Genomic DNA, 25,026 nt, shown 5'->3' with positions numbered 1-25,026 from the left:
GTCAGGCGCCGCGTCGGGCAGGATTCCGGCAGCGGTGCGGGTGGAACGGGTCCGGGCAGGCTAGCAGTTGCCGGTTGCCAGTCAAGCCGGCGCGCGTTCAGCTGCGGGCGTAGACGTCGTCGTAGCGGATGATGTCGTCCTCGCCCAGATAGACGCCGGTCTGCACCTCGATCAGCACCATCGGCACCTTGCCGGGGTTCTCCATCCGGTGGACCGCGCCCAAAGGCACATAGATCGACTGGTTTTCCGTCACCAGCGAGACCTTGTCGTCCACCGTCACCCTGGCGGTGCCGCTGACCACGATCCAGTGTTCGGCCCGGTGGACGTGGCTTTGCAGCGACAGCGCCGCGCCGGGGTGGACGACGATGCGCTTGACCTGGAAACGCTCGCCCATCACCAGCGTTTCGAACCAGCCCCATGGCCGGTGATCGCGGCGAAAGCTTTCCGCCTGCCGCGCGCCGCGGGATTTCAGCGCGGTCACCGCCTGGCGCACGTCCTGCGCGCGGTCCATATCGGCGACCAGCACCGCGTCGCGCGTGGCCACCACCATCATGTTTTTCAGCCCGATGCCGACGACCTCCATGTCCTCGTCGTCCGAGCGCAGCAGCACATCGTCGCAGTCGATCGCGGTCGAGCGCGCGTCGGCCACCACCCCGCGCCAGGCCGGGCGGTCGCTCTGCGCCTCGCGCCAGATCGCGTCCCAGCCGCCCAGGTCGGACCAGTGCTCGGCAAAGCGAACCACCGACAGATTCGCGGCTTTTTCCATCACCGCATAGTCGATGGACAGGTCGGGCAACGTCTGCCACGGCTGGGGGGCAAGCCGCAGGAACCCCAGATCGCGGGTGGCATCGTCCAGTGCTGCCTCGACCGGCGCAAGAAATTCGGGGGCATGGGCGCGGAACGCCTCGATCATGCTGCGGGCGGTGAACAGGAAGATCCCGGCGTTCCACAGGAAATTGCCCGCCTTGAGCATGGTTTCGGCAGTGGCGGCGTCCGGCTTTTCGACAAAGCGGCGCAGCGGGGTGGGGCTGATGCCGCCGGCGCCCTCGCACTCCAGATAGCCATAGCCGGTTTCGGGGCGCGTCGGCTCGATCCCGAAGGTGACGATTCGTCCGGCCAGCGCCGGGGCGATGCCCTGTTCGACAGCGCGGCCAAAGGCGTCTGCATCCGGCACGACGTGATCCGAGGGCGCGACCAGCAGCAGCGCATCGGGGTTTTCGCGCGCGACATGCAGCGCGGCCGCAAGAATCGCGGGGGCGGTGTTGCGGCCCGCGGGTTCGATCAGGATGCCGGCAGGGGTTATCCCCGCATCGGCCAGCTGCTCGGTGACGATAAAGCGGAAATCGGCGTTGGTCAGCACCAGCGGCGGCGCATAGCGCGGGCCAGACAGCCGCAGCGCCGACGCCTGAAACAGGGACTGATCGCCCGTCAAGGGTGCGAATTGCTTGGGAAAGGACTTGCGGGACACCGGCCACAGCCTGGTCCCCGAGCCGCCGGACAAAAGAACGGGAATCACGCTGGACATGGTCGGTTCTCGGGAATGAGGCCCGGCGTCTGCGGGCGGGTGACAAGCCTTCATGCCCTGTCTGCATAAAATGCGAAAGCCCGCAGGATATGCGGGCTTTCGCAAGGCTTGCGCCGATTCGCCGGGGTCAGGAGCCCCAGGTCCGCAGCGGTCCGCAGTCCATGTGGACAAAGTTCGAGCGCGAATATTTGCCGACGCCGCCCGCCTTGCATGAGGTCGCGGCCTTGTACATCTGCCCGACCGAGCGCGATTTCAGCCGCAGGTCCGCGGCCTTGCCGGTCATGTGCAGCGAGCTTTTGGCCACGCCGCTGCTTTGCGCGCGCAGCATCGCGTTGGTCTGGGGCGAGCGATAGCCCGACAGCATCATATAGGGTTCGTTGGTCTGCAACAGCCGATGGCTGGCGGCCGCGACATCAATGGTGCGGGGGTCGATACCGATCACCTGACCGGTGCGCCAGTCCCGCATGAAGATGTTGATTTCATTCAGAGAGTCGCGGATATACTTGCCATCCACCCAGTAAACCGTGTCGATGCTTTCCCCGGTTCGACCGGAATACATCCGCACGCGCCGGTAATCGCCGGCACCGCGCATGAGCCCAAAGGCATTCGCCATCACCGGGGCCGCCGCAACCGTGGTTGCCGCGAACACGCCGAGAATGCCGCGCCGCGAGAATTCGAAGGTCATGTTCAGATCCGCCTGTCCTGCGTTCTTCTTTGCGCCAGTCGCCTGACGGTGCCGGTTTACCCCGGACTGGTTAAGAATATGTCACCACGGGCACGATTGCGGAACCGTGAGTTCCCCACCCCAGCGATTTCATGCCATGTTAGGCGAAATTTCGCCGATTGAGACCTGGTTGCAGCAGATGTCCCACAGCACTGTATCTTTGAAGCAACGCTGCACCGGCCGATGCCCGTGGAGGCCGGTTCAATCCGCGCATTCCCGCCACATATTACTGGAATGATGTCAGGATTCCGCATGATGCTTTCCCCCCTTTTCCGCCGCTCAGGGCAAATTCTGCTGGCGGTGGTCGCGGCTTTGGCGGCGGGCGCACTGTCGGCTGTTGCCGGCGCGCCCTCGCCCCGGTTGGAGTTCAGCCCCGAGGAATGGAGGCTGGCGCGCGGGGTGGCCGACGACCCGGGGCTGGCGGCATGGTATGGATCTACCGCGTTGCAGCCGGTCTTTGCCGCCCCCGATTCGGCCCCCCTGCGCGCCGCGTTGATCGCCGAGGCGGGGCAGGCCGGGATGCACGGCCTGCCTGATGTCTACGACGTCGAACATTTGCGCGCTTTGGACAGGAACATTACGCAACCCCATGAAATCGGCACGGAAATCGCCTTTGCCCGCAGCTTTGCCCGCTGGGTGCATGATGTGGGGGGCGGCATTCTCGACCCGCGACGGGTTCACCCCGAGATCCGGCGCGATGTGCTGCGGGTGCCGCTGGAACGGCAGCTGGAAAACTTTGTCCACGCGGCGGACCCGGTTGCGGCATTGGCCGCGGTCGCGCCGCGCAATCCGGAATATCGCGCGTTGCAGGCGGCACTGGCTGCGCGCACCGGCCCGGTGATCGACCCCGCCCTGCCGGAAATTCCCACCGGAGTCTGGCGCGAGGGCGCGCGTGATCCCGCCATCGCACTGATGCGGGCGCGGCTGGCGGCGGCGGGTCTGGCCAGCGATTCGCCCGATCCGCAGCTGTTCGACGCCGAACTCGGCCGACAGCTTCGGGCCTATCAGGCGCGGGCGGGGCTGGCGCCGGACGGTGTGGCCGGCCCGCGCACCCTCGACCGCCTGAACGGGGGCAAGGGCGCCGATTCGCGCGACCTGCTGATCGCGCTGGAACGGATGCGCTGGATGAACGGCCACGACCTGAACGCGCGGATGATCTGGGTGAACCTGCCCGAGTTCAACGTGCGGGTTAAGGACGGCGGCCGCACCATCTATGAAAGCCGCGCGGTGATCGGCAAGGACCGCGACGACTGGCGCACGCCCGAGTTTTCCGACGTGATGCAGAACGTGGTGGTCAACCCCAGCTGGAACGTGCCGCGCAGCATGGCGATCCGGGATTATCTGCCGCGGTTGCAGCAGAACCGCTTTGCCGCGGCGCATCTGGACGTGGTGGACAGCCGCGGCCGGGTGGTGGACCGCGCCTCGGTCGATTTCTCGCGCTATACCGCCAAGAGCTTTCCCTATCGGCTGCGGCAGAAACCCAGCGCCGACAACGCGCTGGGCGAGGTCAAGTTCATCTTTCCCAACAGCATGAACATCTATCTGCATGATACGCCCAGCAAAGGGCTTTTCGGCGAATCGGTGCGCGCGTTTTCCAACGGCTGCATCCGGGTGCAAAAGCCGGTCGAGCTGGCGCATGTGCTGCTGGAGGGCGCCAGCGCCGACCCCGCCGCCACCTATGCCAATGCCCGCCAGTCGGGGGCCGAGCGGTTCCTGAGGGTGACGGGGCAGCCGGTGCATCTGGTCTATTTCACCACCACCGTGGACGAGGACGGCACCATCCGCCATTTCCGCGACATCTATGACCGCGACCCGGCGGTGTGGCGCGCCTTGCAGCGGGCCGCCGCCGAGGGTGATTCCGCCGGGCTGGAAACGGCGGCGCTGGCGCAGTAGGACCATCGCAAGGAGAGCGGCATGACCATGACTCTTGAAGATATTGCGCGCGATCTCGGGGCGCGGCTGTGGGGCGACGGCACGCTGCGCATCACCGGCGCGGCCGAACCCGCCGATGCGGCCCCCGCTGCCGGCGGTGCGGCGCGGATCGCCATGGCGATGTCGCCGAAATTCGCCGCCGATCTGGCGCCCGGCGCGGTCGCGCTGCTGTCCGAGGGCATGGACCCGCAAGCGCTGGGCCTGGCCGGTGCCGCCATCGTCGCGCGGCCGCGGCTGGCAATGGCCGGGGTCACCCGCGCCCTTGATCGCGGCGCCGAGTTCCCCGCCGGCATCCACCCCTCGGCGGTGATCGACCCCAGCGCGGTGGTGGCCGAGGGCGCCTCGATCGGGCCCTTCGTGGTGATCGGGCCGCGGGTCCGGCTGGGGGCAGGCGCGCGCATCGGCGCCCATGCCAGCATCGGCGCGGACAGCGTGATCGGCCGGGACGCCACCATCCACGCAGGCGTGCGCATCGCCCATGGGGTCACCGCCGGCGACCGACTGATCGTGCAATCGGGCGCGGTGATCGGCGGCGACGGGTTTTCATTCGTCACCCCCGAGGTCTCGGGGATCGAGGAAATCCGCCACACGCTGGGCACCCGCAGCGAAATCCGCGACCAGCACTGGGTGCGCATCCATTCGCTGGGCGGCGTGTCGCTGGGCGATGATGTCGAGATCGGGGCGAACGCCACCATCGACCGCGGCACCATCCGCGACACCTCGGTTGGCTCGGGGACCAAGATCGACAGCCTGGTGCAGGTGGGCCACAATGTGCGCATCGGGCGCGACTGCCTGCTGTGCGGGCTGGCGGGGGTCGCCGGCTCGGCCCGGATCGGCGACCGGGTGGTGCTGGCGGGGCATTGCGGGGTGAACGACAATATCTTTGTCGGCGACGACGTGATCGCAGGGGGCGCCAGCAAGCTGTTCACCAACGTGCCCGCGGGGCGGGTGGTGCTGGGGTCTCCGGCCACGAAAATGGAAACCCAGCTGGAAATCAACAAGGCCATGCGTCGCCTGCCGCGCATGGCCGCGCAATTCGCCGAGCTGCAAAAAACCGTTGCCCGGTTGATGCAGAAGGACTGAGACAGAGGCGCTTTCATGTCGACCCGCACCCCCAGCATTCATGACCGCATCGTCGCGATCATCGCCGAACAGGCGATGCTCGATCCTGCGCAGATCACCCCCGAATCCAGCACGGCCGATCTTGCGATCGACAGCCTCGGCCTGGTGCAGTCCATCCTCGCCATCGAGGAGGCCTTTGACATCACGATCCCCTATAACGTCAACGAGCCCGAAAAATCCGACTTTGACATCTCGTCGGTCGGCAGGGTGATCGAGGCGGTAGAGCGGTTGATAGCCCAGCGCGCGTGACGGGGCGGTCTGGCCGCGACGTCCGGGCTGAGACCGGCCCGGAGGTTCTTGCCGGACGGCCGCATGGGTATTTGGGCCAGAAAGAAACCAGCAGAGAGTTGCGCCCCGGCCAACCCCGCCGCGTGGCGGGAAGGGATGTCTCACCCATGACCGGGGCGACTTCTCTCTGGGCGGTCATCGGCTCCCCAGCCTGTACCGCGATTCGGAACATGCCACCGCCGGGTTAAGATTCGGTTGACGGCTTCTTTCTGGTTCAAATACCCATACGGCGGCGACGCAGCTGCGGCCGTGCATCTTTTCATCCGGCCCCCCATCGCCTATTGCGTCGGCGCAGACAAAGGACGGGGCGATGGCAAAGATCACCTATATCGAATGGAACGGCACGCGGCACGAGGTCGAGGTCCGTCCCGGCATGACCGTGATGGAGGGCGCGCGCGACAACGGCGTTCCGGGGATCGAGGCCGATTGCGGCGGCGCCTGCGCCTGTTCGACGTGCCATGTCTATGTCGCGCCGGAATGGGTGGACCGGCTGCCGCCCCGCGATCCGATGGAATCGGACATGCTCGATTTCGCCTGGCAACCCGACCCGGTGCGTTCGCGCCTGACCTGCCAGTTGAAGGTCGGCCCCGAACTCGACGGGCTGGTGGTCCAGATCCCCGAACGCCAGATCTGAGCGGCAGATCCCCGTCGGCGCGGCGCTTCAGTCGCGGGCGGGCATGCTGGCGATCAGGATATCGACGAATTCGGCGATGGTGGCCGAGATTTCGGCGTTGAAATCCGGATTGGGCAGCAGCCAGATGTTTTCCCGCCGTTCGAGAATCAGGTCGGTCAGCCCGAACAGCGTCGCCCGTGCGATGGCGGCGCGGCGGGTGGTGACGTCCGGCCCGTCCTCGCCCAGGAACCGGCGGACAAGCGGCGCAAAGCTCGCGTCATAGCGCCGCACGATCGAATCGGCGTTCGAGGGTTGCAGCAACCGCGCCGAGATCGCCCCGTAAAGCGCGCGGTTCCCCCGCGCCCAATCCACATAGGCATGCGATATGGCAATCAGCGCGGCACGATTGTCGCCCGGCGGCGCCGTGACCAGCGCGCGGGTCAGCGCATCGGCCAGCTGCACCATCGCGTATCCCGCCACGGATTCGTTCAGCACCGCGTCCTGGGGAAATATCGCCCGTGCCTCGCTGCGGGGGATGCCGGCCCGGTCCGCGACCTCATCCACCCTTACGCGATAGGGAGGAACTTCGCGCAGCTGATCAATTGCCGAATGCAGCAAGCGGTCCATGACCGAGCGGCCAGCTTCGTTATCCGTCGAGGTCGTCATTTCGCAGCGTCTGTTCGTCGATATGCCATGAGCCGGGGAAGCTTGGGTCAGGCGCCGCCGGTTCGCAAGGATTATTTCAGCTGTTTGCGTCCAATTGCCCGGCTCAGCTTTCCGCGCGGGCCTGGCGCTTGCGTTCATGCGGGTCCAGGAAGCGCTTGCGCAGCCGCACGATCCTGGGCGTGACCTCGACCAGCTCGTCGTCGGCGATATAGGCGATGGCCTCTTCCAGCGACATCCGCACCGGGGGCGTCAGCCGCACCGCCTCGTCCGTGCCCGAGGCCCGCACGTTGGTCAGCTTCTTGCCCTTGAGCGGGTTCACCTCAAGATCGTTGTCGCGGGAATGTTCGCCGATGATCATCCCCTGATAGACCTGTTCCTGCGCGCCGATGAACAGCCGCCCGCGTTCTTCGAGGTTCCACAGCGCATAGGCGACGGACACCCCGTCCTCCATCGAAATCAGCACGCCCTGGCGGCGGCCCTGGATCGGGCCCTTGTAGGGGGTCCAGCCGTGAAAGATCCGGTTCAGCACCCCGTTGCCGCGGGTGTCGGTCATGAATTCGCCCTGATAGCCGATCAGCCCGCGCGAGGGCACATGCGCGACGATGCGGGTCTTGCCGTGCCCGGCGGGGCGCATGTCGATCAGCTCGCCCTTGCGGTCGCCGGTCAGTTTCTCGATCACCGTGCCGGTGAAATCGTCGTCCACGTCGATGATGACTTCCTCGACCGGCTCCAGCCGCTGGCCGTCCTCTTCGCGGAAGATGACGCGGGGGCGGGAAATCGACAGCTCGAACCCCTCGCGGCGCATGTTCTCGATCAGCACGCCCATCTGCAATTCGCCGCGGCCCGAAACGACGAAAGCCTCGCCGCCGGGGGTGTCCTCGACGCGGATGGCGACGTTGGATTCGGCCTCTTTCATCAGGCGTTCGCGGATGACGCGGGACTGGACCTTGCTGCCGTCGCGGCCGGCAAGCGGGCTGTCGTTGATCCCGAAGGTGACGGAAATCGTCGGCGGGTCGATGGGTTGCGCGGGCAGGGCGGCGTCCACCTCGGGGGCGCAGATGGTGTCGGCGACGGTGGCTTTCGCCATGCCCGCCAGCGTCACGATATCGCCCGCCACCGCCTGGTCGATGGGGGTCTGGGTCAGGCCGCGGAACGCCAGCACCTTGGAGATGCGGAACTGTTCTACCCGGTCGCCGTCGCGCGACAGCGCCTTGACGGTGTCGCCGGCCCGCGCGGTGCCGGCGTCGACCCGGCCGGTCAGCAGGCGGCCCAGGAACGGGTCGACGCCCAGCGTGGTGGCCAGCATCCGGAACGGCTCGTCCCGGCGCGCGGCCTGCGCGGGCGCGGGCACATGGTGCAGGATCAGGTCGAACAGCGCCGCCATCCCCTCGCGCGGGTCGTCGAGCGAGGCCACCGCCCAGCCGTTCACCCCCGAGGCATAGACATGCGGGAAATCCAGCTGCTCGTCCGAGGCGCCCAGATTGGCAAAGAGGTCGAAGACCTCATTCAGGGTCTGGTCGGGATCGGCGGCGGGCTTGTCGACCTTGTTCAGCACCACGATGGGCTTGAGCCCCAGCGCCAGCGCCTTGGAGGTCACGAACTTGGTCTGCGGCATCGGCCCCTCGGCCGCATCGACCAGCAGGCAAACGCCATCGACCATCGACAGGATGCGCTCGACCTCGCCGCCGAAATCGGCGTGGCCGGGGGTGTCGACGATGTTGATGCGCGTGCCTTTCCATTCGACCGAGGTCGCCTTGGCCAGGATGGTGATGCCGCGTTCACGTTCGATATCGCCGGAATCCATGATCCGGTCGGCAACGGCCTGGTTTTCACGGAACGATCCGGACTGCTTGAGCAGCTGATCGACCAGCGTAGTCTTGCCGTGGTCGACGTGAGCGATGATCGCGATGTTGCGGATATCCATGGGGGGCCTGTCTATGATATTCAGGCGCGCACTATCCCACGGCAGGCCGGAACACCACCCGGAATTGCCCGCGAGCCGCCTGCGTCACCGCCGGGCCGGGGGCTGTCTGCCCCCGGACCCCCGAGGATATTTCGGGACAGAAGATCGGAACGGGGGGCGGTGCCGTGGCAAGAGGGCGGTCAGCGCAGGCCCAGCATTGACAGGATGAACAGCACGACGACGACCAGCCCGACGATGTAGATGATGGAGTTCATTGCAGAAGTTTTCCTTTGTCCGTGGCGTCTTGCATTGCTGGCCAACCCCCGGCGGGGCGGCACGGTTCCGTTGCGGCGGTTCGATTGTCCGGCCCTGTCAATGTCCGGCCTCGCCCGGAGGGGCGGGGCTGCGGCAGGGGGTTTACATACATTCATGAATGTTGGTAATCCCCTCCTGGAAATATCAAGGCCGATCCCATGCGCCGCCGCAAGGACGATTCAGAACAGACCCGCAATGCGATTCTCGACGCAGCCGAAATCGGATTTTGCGACCGGGGTTACGCCGCCACCACGCTTGAGATGATCTCGCGCGCGGCGGGGGTGACGCGCGGGGCGTTCTACTGGCATTTTCGCGACAAGGCCGAGCTGCTGGCCGCGCTGCACGCCCGTATCCTGTTGCCGCAGGAACAGATCCTTGCCGCCATCGCCGACCCGGACGGAGAGCAGGATCCGCTGGAGCTGCTGTCCTGTGCAGGCATCGAGGCGCTGCGCCAGTTCGAGGTGGACGAAAGCCGCCAGCGCATGTTCCGCATCATGTCCGATCTGGGCACCGGCCCCGAGGGTCGCGAGGTTCAGTCGCGGCTGGACGGCGAGCTGCGCGGGCTGACCCGGCGGATCATGCAGCGCGCCCGCGATCAGGGCCTGCTGCATCGCGACTTTACCCCCCACGAAGCCGCGGTGTTCGTTCAGGTGACCTTTATCGGGCTGCTGGGCGAATGGCTGCGATCCGACAAGGGGTTTCCGCTGGCCGGTTTCGGCGAAAAGCTGGTGCGGCGGCAGCTTGCGGTGCTGCGTGCCGACGGTGGCGGCTGGGCGGATGCGGGCGGCGCCGGACCCCGCGATCCGCCGGGTCGGGGGCAGGCCGCGGCGCAGTTTTCCGCAGGGACGGCCGCTTTATTGCCGGATTGACAACCCTGTCCGAAACCCGTCGAAAAAACCACAGCCGGGACGCACCGAATCCCGACCCGTTCATCCGATCATCGAAAGCTGCCCAGATGCCACGCAAGTTTATCATCCTGTCACTCGGTCTGGCCGGCGTCCTGACATTCGGTCCGGCCCGGACCGCGCTGGCGCAGGCCGAGGGCGCGCCCCCCGCCGCCGTCACCGTGATCGAGGCGCAGCCCACTGACTATACCGTCACCGCCCGCCTGCCGGGGCGGATCAAGGCATCGACCGTGTCCGAGGTGCGCCCGCAGGTTGGCGGCCTTATCCGCGAGCGCCAGTTCGACGAAGGCAGCGTGATCGAGGCCGGGCAGCCGCTTTACCAGATCGAATCCGACACCTACGCCGCGGCGGTCGCGGCCGCGCAGGCGGCGGTCGCGCAGGCGCAGGCGAATTTCGACCTTGCCAACCGCGAGGCCGAGCGTGCCGAAGAGCTGTTCGCCAGCAAGACCGGCTCTGCCCAGCGGCTGGACAGCGCGGTGTCGGCCCGCGACGCGGCGGATGCGGCGTTGCAGCTGGCCCGCGCGCAGCTGCAATCGGCCGAGATCGACCTGGACCGCACCACGATCCGCGCGGCGATTTCCGGGGTGGTCGGATTTTCGCAGGTCAGCACCGGCGCGCTGGTCGCCGCCCAGCAGGTCAATCCGCTGACCACGATCCGGGCGCTGGACCCGGTGCATGTGGACGTCACGCAATCGGCCAACGACCTGCTGCGCTGGCAGCAGACCCAGCACGGCACCAGGCCGGAAAGCCGGCAGGCCACGCTGATCCTGCCGACCGGCGACGAATATCCGCTGCGCGGAGAACTGCGCGCCGCCGAGCCGCAGGTCGAGCCGACGACCGGCATGATCACGCTGCGGATTTCCATTCCCAACCCCGACCATCTGCTGCTGCCGGGACTTTACGTCGAGGTGATCCTGCCGCAGGCCGAGGAAAAGGGCATCTATCTGGTCCCGCAATCGGCGGTGATGCGCGACACGCAAGGCACGCCGCACGCCTGGGTGGTCGAGAACGACACCGTGGCGGTGCGCACGCTGGAAGTGCTGACCTCGGAGGGCGGCAACTGGGTGGTGACGGGCGGATTGCAGCCGGGTGACCGCATCGTCACCTCGGGGTTCCAGAAGACCGGCCCCGGCGCCCCGGTGACCGTCGTGCCCGATCAGCCGCCCGCCGGCGCCGATGCGGATGCGGCAGCGCCCCCCGATGCCGCGCCCGAGGATGCCGCGCCTGACGCGCCCGAAACCGACGCCGCGGCGCAAGGGAACTGATCCATGGCCCGTTTCTTCATCGACCGCCCGATCTTTGCCTGGGTGATCGCGATCATCATCATGGGGCTGGGCACGCTGTCGGTCCTGCGGCTGCCGATCTCGCAATATCCAACCATCGCCGGCCCCTCGGTCGTCATCAACACGGTCTATCCCGGCGCTTCGGCGGAAACCGTGGCCGACACCGTGGTGCAGCTGATCGAGCGCGAGATGACCGGGCTGGACGGGCTGCGCTCGATCAACTCGACCACCACCTCGACCGGGGGGGCGACGATCACCCTGACCTTCGAGATGGGCACCGACGCCGACATCGCGCAGGTGCAGGTGCAGAACAATCTGGCCCGCGCGCAGGCGATCCTGCCCGAACCGGTGGTCCGCCAGGGCGTCGGCGTGCGCAAATCCGCCACCGGTTTCCTGATGGTGGTCGGGCTGATTTCCAGCGACGGCGCGCGCACGGCTGTGGACCTCGCGGATTATCTCAACTCGTTCATGGTGGAACCGATCTCGCGGCTTGACGGGGTGGGGCAGGTGCAGGTGTTCGGGTCGGAATACTCGATGCGCATCTGGCTGGATCCGACGCGGCTGAAATATTATGATCTTTCGCCCGGACAGGTGGTGGCGGCGATCCGCGCGCAGAACGCCCAGATCTCGGCCGGCGCGTTCGGCGCCATGCCGGCGCCCGCCGGCCAGCAGCTGAACGCCACCATCACCGCGCAATCGCTGCTGCGCACCCCCGAGGATTTCGAGCGTATCGTGCTGCGCGCCGACACCGACGGCGGGCTGGTGCTGCTGCGCGACGTGGCGCGCGCCGAGCTGGGGTCGGAAAACTACGAAATCAGCGGCACTTACAACGGGATGCCGTCGTCGGGCATGGCGATCCAGCTGGCCTCGGGGGCGAATGCGCTGGAAACCTCCAAGCTGGTCAAGTCCAAGCTGGACGAGCTGGCGCAGTTCCTGCCTGCCGGCATGGAATATGTCATCCCCTATGACACCACGCCCTTTGTGCTGATCTCGATCGAGGCGGTGGTCAAGACGCTGATCGAGGCGATGGCGCTGGTGTTCCTCGTCATGCTGATCTTCCTGCATAATTTCCGGGCGACGCTGATCCCGACGCTGGCGGTGCCGGTGGTGATCCTGGGCACCTTCGGGATCATGGCGGCGCTGGGGTTCACCATCAACACGCTGACCATGCTGGCGATGGTGCTGGCCATCGGACTGCTGGTGGACGACGCCATCGTCGTGGTGGAAAACGTCGAGCGGATCATGCGCGACGAGGGGCTTGACCCGCTTGAGGCCACGCGCAAGTCGATGGATGAAATCTCGGGGGCGCTGGTCGGCATCGGGCTGGTGATCTCGGCCGTGTTCGTGCCGATGGCGTTTTACGGCGGCTCGACCGGCGAGATGTACAAGCAGTTCGCCGTCACCATCGTCTCGGCCATGATGCTGTCGGTGCTGGTGGCGCTGATCTTCACCCCGGCGCTGTGCGCCACCATGCTGAAACCGCATTCCCACGCGCGCCGGCGGGGGCTGATGGGGCGGCTGGGCGCCGGTTTCGGCGACTGGTTCGAACGCAATTTTTCGCGCGTGACCCGTGTCTATGTCGCCATCGTCCGGGCCACCACGGCGCGGCCGTTCCGCATGGTGCTGGTCTATCTGCTGATCGTGGGCGGCATGGTGATGATGTATCAGCGCACCCCCACGGCGTTTCTGCCCGACGAGGATCAGGGTGCGATCATGGTGATCGTGCAGGGCCCCACCGGCACCACCGCCGAGGCGACCGAAGACGTGCTGGCCCGCGTGTCGAATTACTTCACCAGCGCGGAACCCGGAAACGTGGAATCGGTGTTCGCCGTGCGCGGATTTTCGTTCGCGGGGCAGGGGCAGAACATGGGCATGATGTTCGTGCGCCTGACCGACTGGTCGGTGCGCCCCGACCCCGACCAGTCCGCCGCCGCCATCGCCGGACGCGCCTTTGGCCCGCTGATGGGGGGCATCCGCGAGGCGCTGGTGATCCCGATCGTGCCCCCGGCGGTGCTGGAACTGGGCAACGCCAGCGGGTTTTCCGCCTATCTCTCGGCCGCCGCCGGCCAGACCCACGAAGAGCTGCTGGCCGCGCGCAACCAGCTGCTGGGCATGGCCGGTCAAAGCCCGGTGCTGACCGCGGTGCGCCCCAACGGGGTCGAGGACGCCTCGCAGTTCAAGCTCAACATCGATTGGGCCAAGGCCGGCGCGGTGGGCGTGACGGCGACCGATGTGGGATCGTTCCTGGCGACGATCTGGTCGGGCACCTATGTCAACGACTTCCTGTATAACGGCCGCATCAAGCGGGTGTATGTGCAGGGCGAGCCATGGGCGCGCACCGCGCCGCGCGATCTGGAACTGTGGCGGTTGCAGAACGGCAACGGCCAGTTCGTCGATTTCTCGACCTTTGCCACGCAGGACTGGGTGTTCGGCCCGCAGCAAGTGACGCGCTACAACGCGCTGCCCGCGATGGCGATCGAGGGCCAGCCCGCGCCCGGCTATTCCAGCGGCGACGCCCTGGCCGAGATCGAGGCGCTGGCCGCACAGCTTCCCCCCGGCTTCAACCTGCAATGGAGCGGCCTCTCGCTCGAGGAAAAAGAGGCCGGGGCCGGGGCGCTGACGCTTTACGCGCTGGCGCTGGCGACGGTGTTCCTGTGCCTGGCCGCGCTTTATGAAAGCTGGACGATCCCCATTGCGGTGCTGCTGTCGATGCCGGTCGGCATCCTCGGTGCGCTGATCGGGGCATGGGTCGGGGATCAGGCGAACGGGGTCTATTTCCAGGTCGGGCTGCTGACCGTGGTCGGGCTGACCGGCAAGAACGGCATCATGATCGTGGCCTTTGCCCGCGAACGGATCGATGGGCTGGGCGAATCCGCCCTGACCGCCGTGCGCGAGGCCGCAAGGCTGCGGTTCCGCCCGATCCTGATGACCTCGCTGGCCTTCGGGCTGGGGGTGCTGCCGCTGGTGCTGTCCTCGGGCGCCGGCGCGGGGGCGCGCCACGCCATCGGCTATGCCACCTTTTTCGGAACCGTCACCGGCACCCTGCTGACGCTGCTGTTCGTGCCGGTGTTCTTCGTGATGGTGACGCGGCTGTTCCGCCCCCGCCGCAAGGATCCCGCGCCGCAACCGGCCTGACCGGCCCGGCACACCACCCGCAAAGGCCCCGCCCCTCACCGGACGGGGCCTTCGTCCTTTCGGCCGCTCGCCGCTGCTTTCATCTTGCCATAAATATCCCGGGGGGATCGTCGTCTACGACGATGGGGGCGCGCAGCCCCCGGCCGGCGGTGCAGCCCGAAGCCGCGTCTGGCGCTTTCCCGCCACCCGCGCCATGATGCGCCCAACCACGAAAACCAGAGGACATGATGCCGGCGCCGATCCTGACCGCCCTTTCGCTTGGATTTGCCGCCTATCTCGTCGTCATCGGCGTCTATATCATCGCCGAAAACCGCCGCCCCAGCGCCACGCTGGCCTGGATGCTGCTGTTTGCGCTGCTGCCCGGGGTGGGGGTGGTGCTTTACCTGCTGTTCGGGCGCCAGCACCGGAATTTCGGCCTGACCGGCAAGCTGATGCGACAGGAACTGGACGCACGGCTGGCGCCGCTGATCGCCGGACTGGCGCCCGAGCACCGCGAGGCGCTGGCGCGGATGGAGGCCGAGGACGGCTCGGCCGCCTCGCTGTCGGAACTGGTGCGCAACACCACCCGCTCGACCGTGACCACCCGCAACCGGATCGAGCTGTTGCAGGATGCAGGCCAAGCATATCCGCGGCTGATCGAGGATATGCGCGCCGCCACCCACTCGATCCACCTGCAATATTTCAGTTGGAACGCCGATGATTTCGGCGACGAACTGAAAGCGATCCTGACCGAAAAGGCGGCGCAAGGGGTGGCAGTGCGCATCCTTTATGACCCGGTAGGCTCGTTCTTCATGCTGCGCCGCGGTTACATCCGCCAGATGCGGGCCGGCGGGGTGCGGTTTGAGCCGTTCTCGAAACTGTGGCGGGTGCACACGATTTCCTATCGCAACCACCGCAAGATCGCGGTGATCGACGGGCTTGCGGGCCATACCGGCGGGCTGAACATCGGGGGTGAGCATATCCACCCGCCGCGCGGCTTTCGGCTGTGGCGCGACACCAATATCCGCATGACCGGATCGTCGGTGGCGCTGTTGCAGGCGGTGTTTGCGGTCGACTGGCACAACGCCACCGGCGAGGACCTGTTCCAGCCGCAGCATTTTCCGCCCACCCCCGCCGAGCTGCATGATGCGCGGCTGCCGGTGCAGCTGACGCTGTCGGGGCCTGACTCGGAATGGCAGGCGATCAGGCAGCTGTATTTCGCTATGATCGTGGGCGCGCGGGAACGGGTCTATCTGCAATCCCCGTTCTTCATCCTCGACACCAGCATCGCCGAGGCGCTCAAGGCGGCGGCGCTGTCGGGGGTGGATGTGCGGGTGATGATCAGCGAACGCGGCGCCCGGCAATATGTGCCCTACTGGGCGGCGAACACCTATATGCGGGAAATCGCGGCCTCGGGGGCGCAGGTGCTGCTGTATCAGCCGGGCTATCTGCACGCCAAGACGGTGATTGCGGACGGGCGGGTCTGCTCTATCGGCTCGGCCAATATCGACATCCGCAGCTTCGGCATCAATTACGAGCTGAACGCGGTGATCTATGACGAGGCGTTCTCGGGGCAGCTCGAACAGGATTTCCTGCGCGACATGCAGGACTGCCGCGAGTTCACCGTTGCGGGCTACCGCGCAAGCAGTCGGCTGTTGCGGTTCCGCGATTCGCTGGCGCGGCTGTTTTCGCCGCTGATGTGAGGGGAGGGGGCTTTGCCCCCACCGGCCTTGCGGCCGGCCCCCCAGGATATTTTCATGATGAAGAAGCGGCTTGCAGGCTGTGTCAGCCCTTGAGCCGGGCCAGCAGGGACGAGGTGTCCCAGCGGCCGCCGCCCATCAGCTGCACGTCCTTGTAGAACTGATCGACCAGCGCGGTGACCGGCAGGGCGGCGCCGATCTCGTCGCCGGTTTTCAGGCAGATCCCCAGATCCTTGCGCATCCAGTCCACCGCAAAGCCGAAATCATAGCGGCCCTCGGCCATGGTGGCGTGGCGGTTCTGCATCTGCCAGCTGCCGGCGGCGCCCTGGCTGATCACCTCGACCAGATCGGGGATCGAAAGCCCGGCGCGCTGCGCAAAGTTCAGTGATTCGGCCAACCCCTGCACCAGCCCGGCAATGGCGATCTGGTTGCACATCTTGGCCAGCTGCCCCGCGCCGCTGTCGCCCATGCGCCGGCAGATGCGGGCATAGGCGGCGATCAGCGGCTCGGCCGCGGCATAATCCTGTTCCGTCCCGCCGCACATCACCGACAGCTGCCCGTTTTCGGCGCCCGCCTGCCCGCCGGACACCGGCGCATCGACAAAGCCGATGCCCTGCTCGCGCGCTGCCTTTGCCAGTTCCCGCGTCACCTCGGCCGACACCGTGGTGTGATCGACGAAGATCGCCCCCGGGTCCATGCCCGCAAAGGCGCCGTCGGGGCCAAGGCAGACCGCGCGCAGGTCGTCGTCGTTGCCCACGCAGGCCATGACGAACTGCGCGGCCTGCGCCGTCTCGCGCGGGGTGGGGGCGTGGCGGCCGGGATGGCGGGCGGTCCAGTCCAGCGCCCGAGCCGCCGTGCGGTTATAGACCGTGATCTCATGCCCCTTGGCGGCAAGATGCCCCGCCATCGGGAACCCCATCACGCCAAGCCCCAGAAACGCCACCTGCGTCATTGCATCCTCCTGTCCGGGCCGCGTTGAAAACCCGCGGCCGCTGCCCTATCAGCCTGTCACATTCCACCGCCCCATGGTCCCGGTCAACCGGGGCCGCCCGTTTTCAAGGACGCCGCCGCCCATGCTTTCGCTGTTTCGCTGGCTGGTCCGGCTGACCATCGGCCTGATCGCCGTTTCCGTCGGCGCGCTGGCGCTGGCGTGGTATTTCGCCGTCCGCTCGCTGCCCGACTATGACGCCTCGCTGGCGCTGGCGGGGGTCGAGCAGCCGGTCGAGATCGTGCGCACGACCGAAAACATCCCCCATATCCTTGCCTCGACCGATCGCGATGCGTTCTTTGCGCTTGGATTCGCCCATGCGCAGGACCGGCTGTTTCAGATGGTGGTGCTGCGCCGCGCGGCCCAGGGCCGGCTGGCCGAGATGTTCGGCGAACGCGCCTATGCCGCCGACGATCTGGCCCGGCGGCTGGGGCTGTGGCGCCATGCGCAGGCGTCGCTTGCCGCGCAGGACCAGACGACGCGGCGGGCGTTGCAGGCCTATGCCGACGGGGTGAATGCGTGGGTCGAGCAGGTCAACCAGGGCGCACTTGGCCGCGGCGCGCCCGAGTTCTTTCTGCTGCCCGGCGACATCGCCTATTGGCAGCCGGCGGATTCGCTGGCGATCCTCAAGCTGGTCGCCGCGGGGGCCTCGCGGCAGGTTTCGGCCGAGGTGGCGCGGGCGCGGGTCTCGCTGGCCGCGCCCGAGCGGGGGGGCGATCTGGTCCGCGCCGCGGGCGAAGCGCCGCTGCCCCCCTATGCGGCGCTGTTCGGCGAGGGTGCGCGTTTTGCCGCCCCCCCCGAGACCGCGGCCGAGGACTGGTTTGCGGGGCTGGTCGGCTATATCCGCGTCGGCCGCGGCAGTTCAGCCAACGGTTTTGCCGCCAGCGCCAGCCGCACCGCCGCCGGGGCGCCGCTGCTGGCCAATGATCCGCATGTGGCGCTGACCGCGCCGTCGCTGTGGTATCTGGCGCGGCTGGACCTGCGCGCGGGCAGCGTGATCGGCGGCACCATCCCCGGAATCCCGGCGGTGCTGACCGGGCGCAACCAGCAGCTGGCCTGGGGGCTGACCCCGGCGTGGGTGGACGATCAGGACATCGTGATGGAAGAGGTCCAGCCCGGCGCCCCCGACCGCTATCTGGCCGCCGGCGGCTGGCGCGAGTTCTCGACGCGGCACGAGGTGATCCGCATCCACGGCGCCGAGGACCGCCGCATTACCCTGCGCGAGACCGAATCCGGCCCGGTGATCCCGCCCGCGCATCTGGGGCTGCAAACGGTCACCCCCGACGGTTTCGTTCCGGCGTTGCGCTGGACCGGACTGTCGGCGCAGGACACGACGCTAAGCGCGCTGATCGCACTGATGCAGGCGCCCGACCGCTCTGGCGCCACGAAGGCGGCGCGCGGCATCGTGGCGCCGGCGGTGCAGGTGACGCTGGCCGATGCGGATGGCGTGGCGCAGGTTCTTGCGGGGGAAATCCCTCGCCGCCCGCCCGAACATCCCACCGCCGGGCGGATGCCCGCGCCGGGCCGCGATCCTGCCGTGCGCTGGCTTGAGCCGGTGGCGCCCGACGATCCCCTGCGTGTGACCGAGCCTGCGCAGGGGATGGTCGCGGCAACCGGGGCCGAGGCCACCGGGGCCACCGCCCTGGCCGTCGGCCACGACCGCGACGAGCCGCTGCGGCTGGCGCGGCTGTCGCGGCTGCTGGCCGCGCGCGAGATCCATTCCCGCGACAGTTTCATCGACGCGCAGCTCGATACGGTCAGCCCGGCGGCGCGGGCGCTGCTGCCGCTGGTCGGCGCCGACCTGTGGTTCACCGGCGAGGCCGCGGCCCCCGGCACCCCGGAACGCCAGCGTCAGGACGCGCTGGCGCTGCTGGCGGAATGGGACGGCAACATGGGCGAGCATCTGCCCGAGCCGCTGATCTATTCCGCCTGGATGCAGCACCTGCAACTGCGGCTGATCCATGACGAGCTGGGGGCGCTGGCGGGTGAGCTCTCGGCCGAGCTGCGGCCGGCGTTCATCGACCGGGTGTTTCGCAACACCGGCGGTGCGGCTGCGTGGTGCGACGTGGTGCAGTCGGCGCCGGTCGAGGATTGCGCCACCATCGCCCGGCAGGCGCTGGACGCGGCGCTGATCGAGCTGAGCGCGCGTTTCGGCCCCGATGTGGAAAGCTGGCGCTGGGGCGACGCCCATGTGGCGCGCCATGAACATCCGGCGCTGGGGCAGATGCCGCTGATCGGCTGGGTGGTCAGCCTGGTGCAGTCCACCTCGGGCGACGGGTCGAGCCTTGCGCGCGCGCCGGCAACGGGGGCGGGTGCCAACCCCTGGGCGGCGGTCGGCGGCGCCGGCTATCGCGGGGTCTACGATCTGGCCGACCCCGACAGCTCGGTCTTTATCATCGCGACGGGGCAGTCCGGCCACCCGCTGTCGCGCCATTACGACGATCTGGCGGAGCGCTGGCGGCGCGGCGAATATGTGACGATGTCGCTGGACCCGACGCTGGCGCGCGCGGGCGCCCGCGGGGTGACGGTGCTGCGGCCGCTGCCCTGATTCGGGCGGCGCTGCGCGTTACGGGACGGTCGGGACGGGGGCGCTGCCCCCGCGCCCCCGGGATATTTTCATGATGAAGAAGCGCGCGAGCGCAGAGGTTTGCTATACCGCCTTTTTCAGCGCCTCGGCCAGGTCGGTGCGTTCCCAGCTGAAGCCGCCGTCCGCCTCGGGCTGGCGGCCGAAATGGCCGTAGGCAGCGGTGCGGCGATAGATGGGCTTGCACAGGTCCAGGTGGTTGCGGATGCCCAGCGGCGTCAGGTCCATGACCTCGCGCAGGGCGCGCTCGATCTCGGCCTCGGGGACGGTGCCGGTGCCGTAGGTGTCGGCATAGATCGACAGCGGCTCGGCCACCCCGATCGCATAGGACAGCTGGATCACGCAGCGCGATGCCAGCCCCGCGGCCACCACGTTCTTGGCCAGATAGCGCGCGGCATAGGCGGCCGAGCGGTCGACCTTGGTCGGATCCTTGCCGGAAAACGCCCCGCCGCCGTGGGGGGCGGCGCCGCCATAGGTGTCCACGATGATCTTGCGTCCGGTCAGCCCCGCATCCCCGTCCGGCCCGCCGATGACAAAGGTGCCGGTGGGGTTGACGTGCCAGACCGTGTCGCTGGTCAGCCAGCCCTCGGGCAGCACCTCGCGCACATGAGGTTCCACGATGGCGCGGATGTCGTCCGAGGTCTGCGTCTCGTCCAGATGCTGGTGGCTGACCACGATCTGCGACACCCCGACCGGGCGGCCGTTTTCATAGCGCACCGACAGCTGCGACTTGGCGTCGGGGCCCAGTGTCGGCTGTTCGCCGGATTTGCGGGCCTCGGCCAGGCGGCGCAGGATCGCGTGGGCATACTGGATCGGCGCCGGCATCAGCTCGGGCGTCTCGTCCACCGCATAGCCGAACATGATCCCCTGATCGCCGGCCCCGTCCTTGTCCACGCCCTGCGCGATATGGGCGGATTGTTCATGCAGGAAATTCAGCACATGGCAGGTGTTCCAGTGGAATTTTTCCTGCTCATAGCCGATGTCGCGGATCACGCCGCGGGCGATTTCCGGGATCCGGCCCATGATCGAATTCAGCCGGCCCTTGTCCTTCAGCCCGATCTCGCCCCCGATCACCACCATTCCGGTGGTGGCAAAGGTTTCGCAGGCGACGCGGGCCAGCGGTTCCTGTTCGAGCAGCGCATCGAGCACCGCATCCGAAATCTGGTCGCACAGCTTGTCGGGATGCCCCTCCGAGACGGACTCGGAGGTGAAGACGTAGTTCTGACGGGACATGATTGCTCCATTGGTTCAGGACCTCTCCACGCCAGGAAGCCGTTGTGGGGGTCGTGCGGGCGGCGATACGCGCTTGCGGAGGCGGCGTCAATGACCGCGGCGTCGCACAATCGCCAGCGCGCCCGCAGCCAGCGCCATCAACGCCAGCATCGGCAGATCGCCCCAGCGCCACCACAGTGTCGGCGGCAGCGCGCCGGGCAGGGGCGCGTCCAGCACGCCCTCGCGGTTCAGGGCCAGCGTGGCGCGCACAGCCCCCCGCGCGTCGATCACCGCCGAGACGCCGGTATTGGCCGCCCGCAGCAGCGGCAGCCCGGACTGGATCGCCCGCAGCCGCGCCTGCGCCAGATGCTGATAGGGGCCGGACCATGTGCCGAACCACGCGTCGTTGGTCACTTGCAGGATCCATTCCGGGCGCTGGTCGCGCAGCAGGTGACGGTCGAATATCGCCTCGTAGCAGATCAGCGGCTGGAACGGGGGCAGCCCCTCGACCTGCATCATCTGCGGGCCGGGGCCGCGGGAATAGCCGTTGCCGTGCCGGGCGGCAAAGGCGGTGATCCCGAACCGCGCCAGCGCATCGCCCCACGGGATGTATTCGCCAAAGGGGACCAGGTGGAACTTGTCATAGACCGCGCCGATGCGGGCGTCGGCGGTGAACTCGGCCAGGCTGTTGAACCAGGCGGCGCCCTCGGCCCGCTGGATGCCGACCAGCGTGGTGGCGCCGGACTGCGCGGCGATGTCTTCGAGCGCTGGTCCGGCCTCGTTCAGCAGGAACGGCACCGCGGTTTCCGGCCAGACCACCAGATCGGGGCGGCCCTCCCCCAGCGCGGGGTCCAGAGGCAGCGCCGACAGCGCGGTCAGCCGGTCGTAGAACTGCGGGGCCCAGTGGGGATCCCATTTCAGCGTCTGGTCGGCGTTGGGCTGGACCAGCCGGATGATCTGCGCCCGGTCCGGGGGCAAGGGCTGCGCCAGCCGTGCCAGCCCGGCGCCCCAGGCTGCCGCGATCAGCGCCGCCGACAGCGCGGCGCCGATAGCCATGCCGCGACGCGTGCTGCCCAGCACCGGCGAAAGCGCCGCCGCCAGCGTCAGCGCCGACAGCCCCGGCGCCCCCAGCCAGGCCGCGATCTGCGCGGCGGGGGTGTCGATCCAGATATGCCCGGTCAGCGCCCAGGGCAGGCCGGTAAAGATCCAGCCCCGCAGCCAGTCCGAGACCAGCAGCGCCAGCGCCACTGCGGCCGCGCGGCTGGCGCGGTCCCAGCCCGCCCGATGCGCGGCCAGCGCCGGCAGCGCCCAGAACAGCGCGCCCCCAAGCGCTGTCAGCAGCAGTGCAAAGGGCGACATCCAGCCGTAACGGTCGGCCTCGACCAGGAAAGGCTGGGTGATCCAGGCCAGCGCCAGCGCGAAATGCCCCGCGCCGATGGCCAGCGCCCGCCACGCGGCTGCGCGGGCCGAGGGCGCCGTCGCCACCCGCCAGATCAGCGCCGCCAGCGCCAGTACCGTCGCGGGCCACAGCCCCCAGGGGGCCTGACCCAGCGCCGCCATGACGCCGATCAACAGATCCAGGCCAAGCCGCAACACGAGGGGCGCCCGGCGCTGCGCAGGCGGAGCGGTCCCGGCGGGCTGCAAGGGCGCCGCCGGGTCAGGCCGCCGCGGGTCCGGGCGCATGGGGGGCGTCAGCCCTGCGCCGGGCCAGCGTCCTTGTGGCCGTCCGCAGGCTTGGGGTCGGTGGCCTCTGCCTCTGCCTCTGCCACTGCGGGCTTGGCGGCATCCGCGACCGCAGCGTCTGCCTTGGTGGCAGCGGCTTTGGTCGAGGTCGCCTTGGTGGTTTTGGCAGGCGCCTTGCGGGTGCGCGGCTTTGCGGCGGGTTTCGCTGGGGCCTCTGCCGTCTCGGGGGTCGTCTCGGTGGCGGCCTCTGCTGCGGGGGCATCCGCGGCCCCGGCGGCATCCTTGGCCGCGGCTTTCGTGGTCCGGGTCGATTTCGCCGGAGCCTTGGCTGCGGTCTTTGCGGCAGGCTTGGCGGCAGGCTTTGCAGCGGGCTTGGCGGTCGTCGTGCGGCGGGTGCGCTTGGGCTTTTCGGGAACCTCGGGCGCGGCCTCGGCCTCGGGCGCGGGCGCATCGGCCTCGGCCGCCACCGCTTCCAAAGGTGCCGCATCCTCGGCAGGGGCCGGGGCCACAGCTTCGACCGCCGTTTCAGCCTGCGCCTCCTCGGGCGCGGCCACCAGGTCGGCGGCTTCTTCGGCCGGGGCCTTGTCGGCGACCGCCTCGGCGGCTGTTGTTTCCACATCGGCGGCAGGCGCGGCGGGTTCCGGCGTGGCAACCGCCTCGGTCACATCGTCGCCGACGGTATCCGCAGTCTCGGTCACCGTTTCAACCGCAACCGTTTCAACCGCAGCCTCGGGGCTGCGATCCCTGCTGCGCGAGCGGCTGCGCGACCGGCTGCGCCCCGAGGGCGCCGCATCCGCGGTCTCGGTCGTGGCGGCGTCGTCCTCGGCCGGTTGCGGCTCGGACTGACTGCGGCTGGCCATGCGCGCCTCGGTGATCGACAGCGCCTCGGTAAAGCTGGTGCGCATGAAATCGGGGACGTGATCGCCCATGCCCGCGACGGCGGGGCCGCGGTCGCGGTCGCGGTAACGGTCGCGGCGGTCGTCGCTGCGGCTGTCGCGGCGATGGTCGTCGCCGCCCGCCTGACGCTGATCGCCGCCAGTGGATTGGCCGTTGCCGTTGCCATTGCCGTTGTTGCGGCGCGAATCAGCGCCACGCTCGCCGCGGCTTTCGCCATTGCGCTCGGGCTGCTGGGGCGCGCGAGGGGGTTCGCGAACGGGCTCGGGCGCCGGCGCGACGGCCTCGGGCGCCTCGGGGGCAGAGGGTTCTTTCAGCCCGCCGCGACGCGAGCGGCTGCGCGCCGGCGCACCACGGGTCACGCCGCGTTCGCTCGCCGGCCGAGGCGCCCGCTGCGCCGCATCCGACAGGCGGAAATCTTCGGGAATTTCGGCCCGGGGCAGGGTCTGCTTGACCAGATTCTCGATCGCGGACAGGTATTTTTCATCCGCCGGGGTGGCGATGGAAATCGCGGTGCCCTGCCGGCCGGCGCGCCCGGTGCGGCCGATGCGGTGGACGTAATCTTCGGCGTGCGAGGGCAGGTCAAAGTTGAACACATGGCTGACCGCCGGGATGTCCAGCCCCCGCGCCGCCACGTCCGAGGCGACCAGAAACCGCAGCGAGCCGTCGCGGAACCCGTCCAGCGTCGCCATGCGGACCCGCTGGTCCAGATCGCCATGGATCGGCGCGGCGTCATAGCCATGCGCTTTCAGCGACTTGGCGACGATATCCACGTCGGTCTTGCGGTTGCAGAAAATGATCGCGTTCTTGAGGCTGTCGCCCTCGGCGTCGATCAGCGCGCGCAGCAGCTCGCGCTTTTGCTTGGCGGACTGGTCCTTGCGGGTGGGGGCCAGCTCGATCAGCTTCTGGGTGATGTTCTCGCCGGTGGTGGCCTGGCGGGCGACCTCGATCCGCTCGGGCGCATTGAGGAAGGTATTGGTGATCCGCTCGATTTCCGGCGCCATGGTGGCGGAAAAGAACAGCGTCTGCCGGGTGAACGGGGTCAGCTGAAAGATCCGCTCGATATCGGGGATAAAGCCCATGTCCAGCATCCGGTCGGCCTCGTCCACGACCATGATCTGAACGCCGGTCAACAGCAGCTTGCCGCGTTCGAAATGATCCAGCAGCCGGCCGGGGGTGGCGATCAGCACATCGACGCCGCGGTCGATCAGCTTGTCCTGCTCGCCAAAGCTGACGCCGCCGATCAGCAGCGCCTTGGTCAGGCGGGTGTTCTTGGCGTAGATGTCGAAATTCTCGGCCACCTGCGCGGCCAACTCGCGGGTCGGGCACAGCACCAGCGACCGCGGCATCCGCGCCCGCGCCCGGCCGCGGCCCAGCAGGGTGATCATCGGCAGCACAAAGCCGGCGGTCTTGCCGGTGCCGGTCTGGGCGATGCCCAGAACATCGCGGCCCTCCAGCGCGGGGGGGATGGCGCCGACCTGGATCGGGGTGGGGTTCTCATAGCCCGCCTCGGCAACGGCGGCCAGCACCTTGGGGTCGAGCTTGAGATCGGAAAACTTGGTCATGGGGGTCTTT

General features: G+C 68.3%; 16 protein-coding genes, 1 pseudogene and 1 riboswitch. Of the genes and pseudogenes, 9 read left to right on the top strand and 8 right to left on the bottom strand.

The genetic code is table 11. The features are described 5' to 3' along the window. Positions 1–97: 97 nt before the first annotated feature. Positions 98–1,525 carry a mannose-1-phosphate guanylyltransferase/mannose-6-phosphate isomerase gene (locus tag BLW83_RS02850; protein WP_090845309.1) on the bottom strand — a complete coding sequence of 476 codons (1,428 nt, stop codon included), beginning with the start codon at positions 1,523–1,525 and terminating at the stop codon, positions 98–100. A 127-nt stretch (positions 1,526–1,652) separates the two neighbouring features. Then, positions 1,653–2,210 (bottom strand): peptidoglycan L,D-endopeptidase MepK, encoded by a 558-nt coding sequence (gene mepK / locus BLW83_RS02845; RefSeq protein WP_090845308.1) that lies wholly within the window; start codon positions 2,208–2,210, stop codon positions 1,653–1,655. A gap of 291 nt (positions 2,211–2,501) precedes the next feature. Here mepK and BLW83_RS02840 point away from each other — a divergent pair, with 291 nt between their 5' ends. The 4 genes from BLW83_RS02840 to BLW83_RS02825 all read left to right on the top strand — a co-directional run bounded on the left by BLW83_RS02840 (position 2,502) and on the right by BLW83_RS02825 (position 6,225). Then, the gene (locus BLW83_RS02840) at positions 2,502–4,142 is read left to right on the top strand and encodes a L,D-transpeptidase family protein (RefSeq protein WP_245728593.1); all 1,641 of its coding nucleotides are present in this window, start codon (positions 2,502–2,504) and stop codon (positions 4,140–4,142) included. Positions 4,143–4,163: 21 nt separating this feature from the next. Next, entirely contained in the window at positions 4,164–5,264 is a 1,101-nt protein-coding gene (lpxD, locus tag BLW83_RS02835) for a UDP-3-O-(3-hydroxymyristoyl)glucosamine N-acyltransferase (protein ID WP_090845306.1), read from the top strand. A gap of 15 nt (positions 5,265–5,279) precedes the next feature. After that, positions 5,280–5,552, top strand: a complete 273-nt coding sequence (locus BLW83_RS02830) for an acyl carrier protein (protein ID WP_090845304.1) — start codon at positions 5,280–5,282, stop codon at positions 5,550–5,552. Between the two features lie 349 nt (positions 5,553–5,901). Then, positions 5,902–6,225 (top strand): 2Fe-2S iron-sulfur cluster-binding protein, encoded by a 324-nt coding sequence (locus BLW83_RS02825; protein WP_090845302.1) that lies wholly within the window; start codon positions 5,902–5,904, stop codon positions 6,223–6,225. Between the two features lie 27 nt (positions 6,226–6,252). Here the strand turns inward: BLW83_RS02825 and BLW83_RS02820 are convergent, their stop codons facing one another. Further along, on the bottom strand, positions 6,253–6,870 hold the full coding sequence (locus BLW83_RS02820) for a TetR/AcrR family transcriptional regulator (protein WP_143042719.1): 618 nt from the start codon (positions 6,868–6,870) through the stop codon (positions 6,253–6,255). 103 nt (positions 6,871–6,973) lie between these two features. Next, on the bottom strand, positions 6,974–8,794 hold the full coding sequence (gene typA / locus BLW83_RS02815; RefSeq protein ID WP_090845298.1) for a translational GTPase TypA: 1,821 nt from the start codon (positions 8,792–8,794) through the stop codon (positions 6,974–6,976). Between the two features lie 452 nt (positions 8,795–9,246). Between typA and BLW83_RS02810 the strand changes: the two genes are divergently transcribed. The 4 genes from BLW83_RS02810 to cls all read left to right on the top strand — a co-directional run bounded on the left by BLW83_RS02810 (position 9,247) and on the right by cls (position 16,093). Then, on the top strand, positions 9,247–9,957 hold the full coding sequence (locus tag BLW83_RS02810; protein ID WP_090845296.1) for a TetR family transcriptional regulator: 711 nt from the start codon (positions 9,247–9,249) through the stop codon (positions 9,955–9,957). Between the two features lie 86 nt (positions 9,958–10,043). Continuing rightward, a complete protein-coding gene (locus BLW83_RS02805) occupies positions 10,044–11,258 on the top strand; it encodes an efflux RND transporter periplasmic adaptor subunit (protein WP_090845294.1) in 1,215 nt (404 codons plus the stop codon). A 3-nt stretch (positions 11,259–11,261) separates the two neighbouring features. Next, positions 11,262–14,411, top strand: a complete 3,150-nt coding sequence (locus tag BLW83_RS02800) for an efflux RND transporter permease subunit (protein ID WP_090845292.1) — start codon at positions 11,262–11,264, stop codon at positions 14,409–14,411. Positions 14,412–14,635: 224 nt separating this feature from the next. Beyond that, on the top strand, positions 14,636–16,093 hold the full coding sequence (gene cls / locus BLW83_RS02795; RefSeq protein ID WP_090845290.1) for a cardiolipin synthase: 1,458 nt from the start codon (positions 14,636–14,638) through the stop codon (positions 16,091–16,093). Between the two features lie 82 nt (positions 16,094–16,175). On the opposite strand, the gene BLW83_RS02790 is transcribed toward cls, so the two are convergent. Continuing rightward, a complete protein-coding gene (locus tag BLW83_RS02790; RefSeq protein WP_090845288.1) occupies positions 16,176–17,042 on the bottom strand; it encodes an NAD(P)-dependent oxidoreductase in 867 nt (288 codons plus the stop codon). 121 nt (positions 17,043–17,163) lie between these two features. On the opposite strand from BLW83_RS02790, the gene BLW83_RS02785 reads away from it, so the two are divergent. After that, complete coding sequence (locus BLW83_RS02785) at positions 17,164–19,626, top strand: penicillin acylase family protein (protein ID WP_090845286.1); 2,463 nt, start codon at positions 17,164–17,166, stop codon at positions 19,624–19,626. A gap of 102 nt (positions 19,627–19,728) precedes the next feature. On the opposite strand, the gene metK is transcribed toward BLW83_RS02785, so the two are convergent. The 3 genes and pseudogenes from metK to BLW83_RS15870 all read right to left on the bottom strand — a co-directional run. Next, on the bottom strand, positions 19,729–20,895 hold the full coding sequence (metK, locus tag BLW83_RS02780) for a methionine adenosyltransferase (RefSeq protein ID WP_090845284.1): 1,167 nt from the start codon (positions 20,893–20,895) through the stop codon (positions 19,729–19,731). A 3-nt stretch (positions 20,896–20,898) separates the two neighbouring features. After that, positions 20,899–20,949, bottom strand: a riboswitch (SAM-SAH riboswitch). A 33-nt stretch (positions 20,950–20,982) separates the two neighbouring features. Further along, on the bottom strand, positions 20,983–22,470 hold the full coding sequence (gene lnt, locus BLW83_RS02775) for an apolipoprotein N-acyltransferase (RefSeq protein ID WP_245728592.1): 1,488 nt from the start codon (positions 22,468–22,470) through the stop codon (positions 20,983–20,985). 1,004 nt (positions 22,471–23,474) lie between these two features. Further along, a pseudogene (locus BLW83_RS15870) lies at positions 23,475–25,016 on the bottom strand (DEAD/DEAH box helicase); the annotation flags it as partial. Positions 25,017–25,026 lie beyond the last annotated feature (10 nt).

It is taken from the genome of Paracoccus alkenifer, assembly GCF_900108405.1.
Lineage (GTDB): Bacteria > Pseudomonadota > Alphaproteobacteria > Rhodobacterales > Rhodobacteraceae > Paracoccus > Paracoccus alkenifer.
This window is presented reverse-complemented; position numbering and strand designations above follow the sequence as displayed.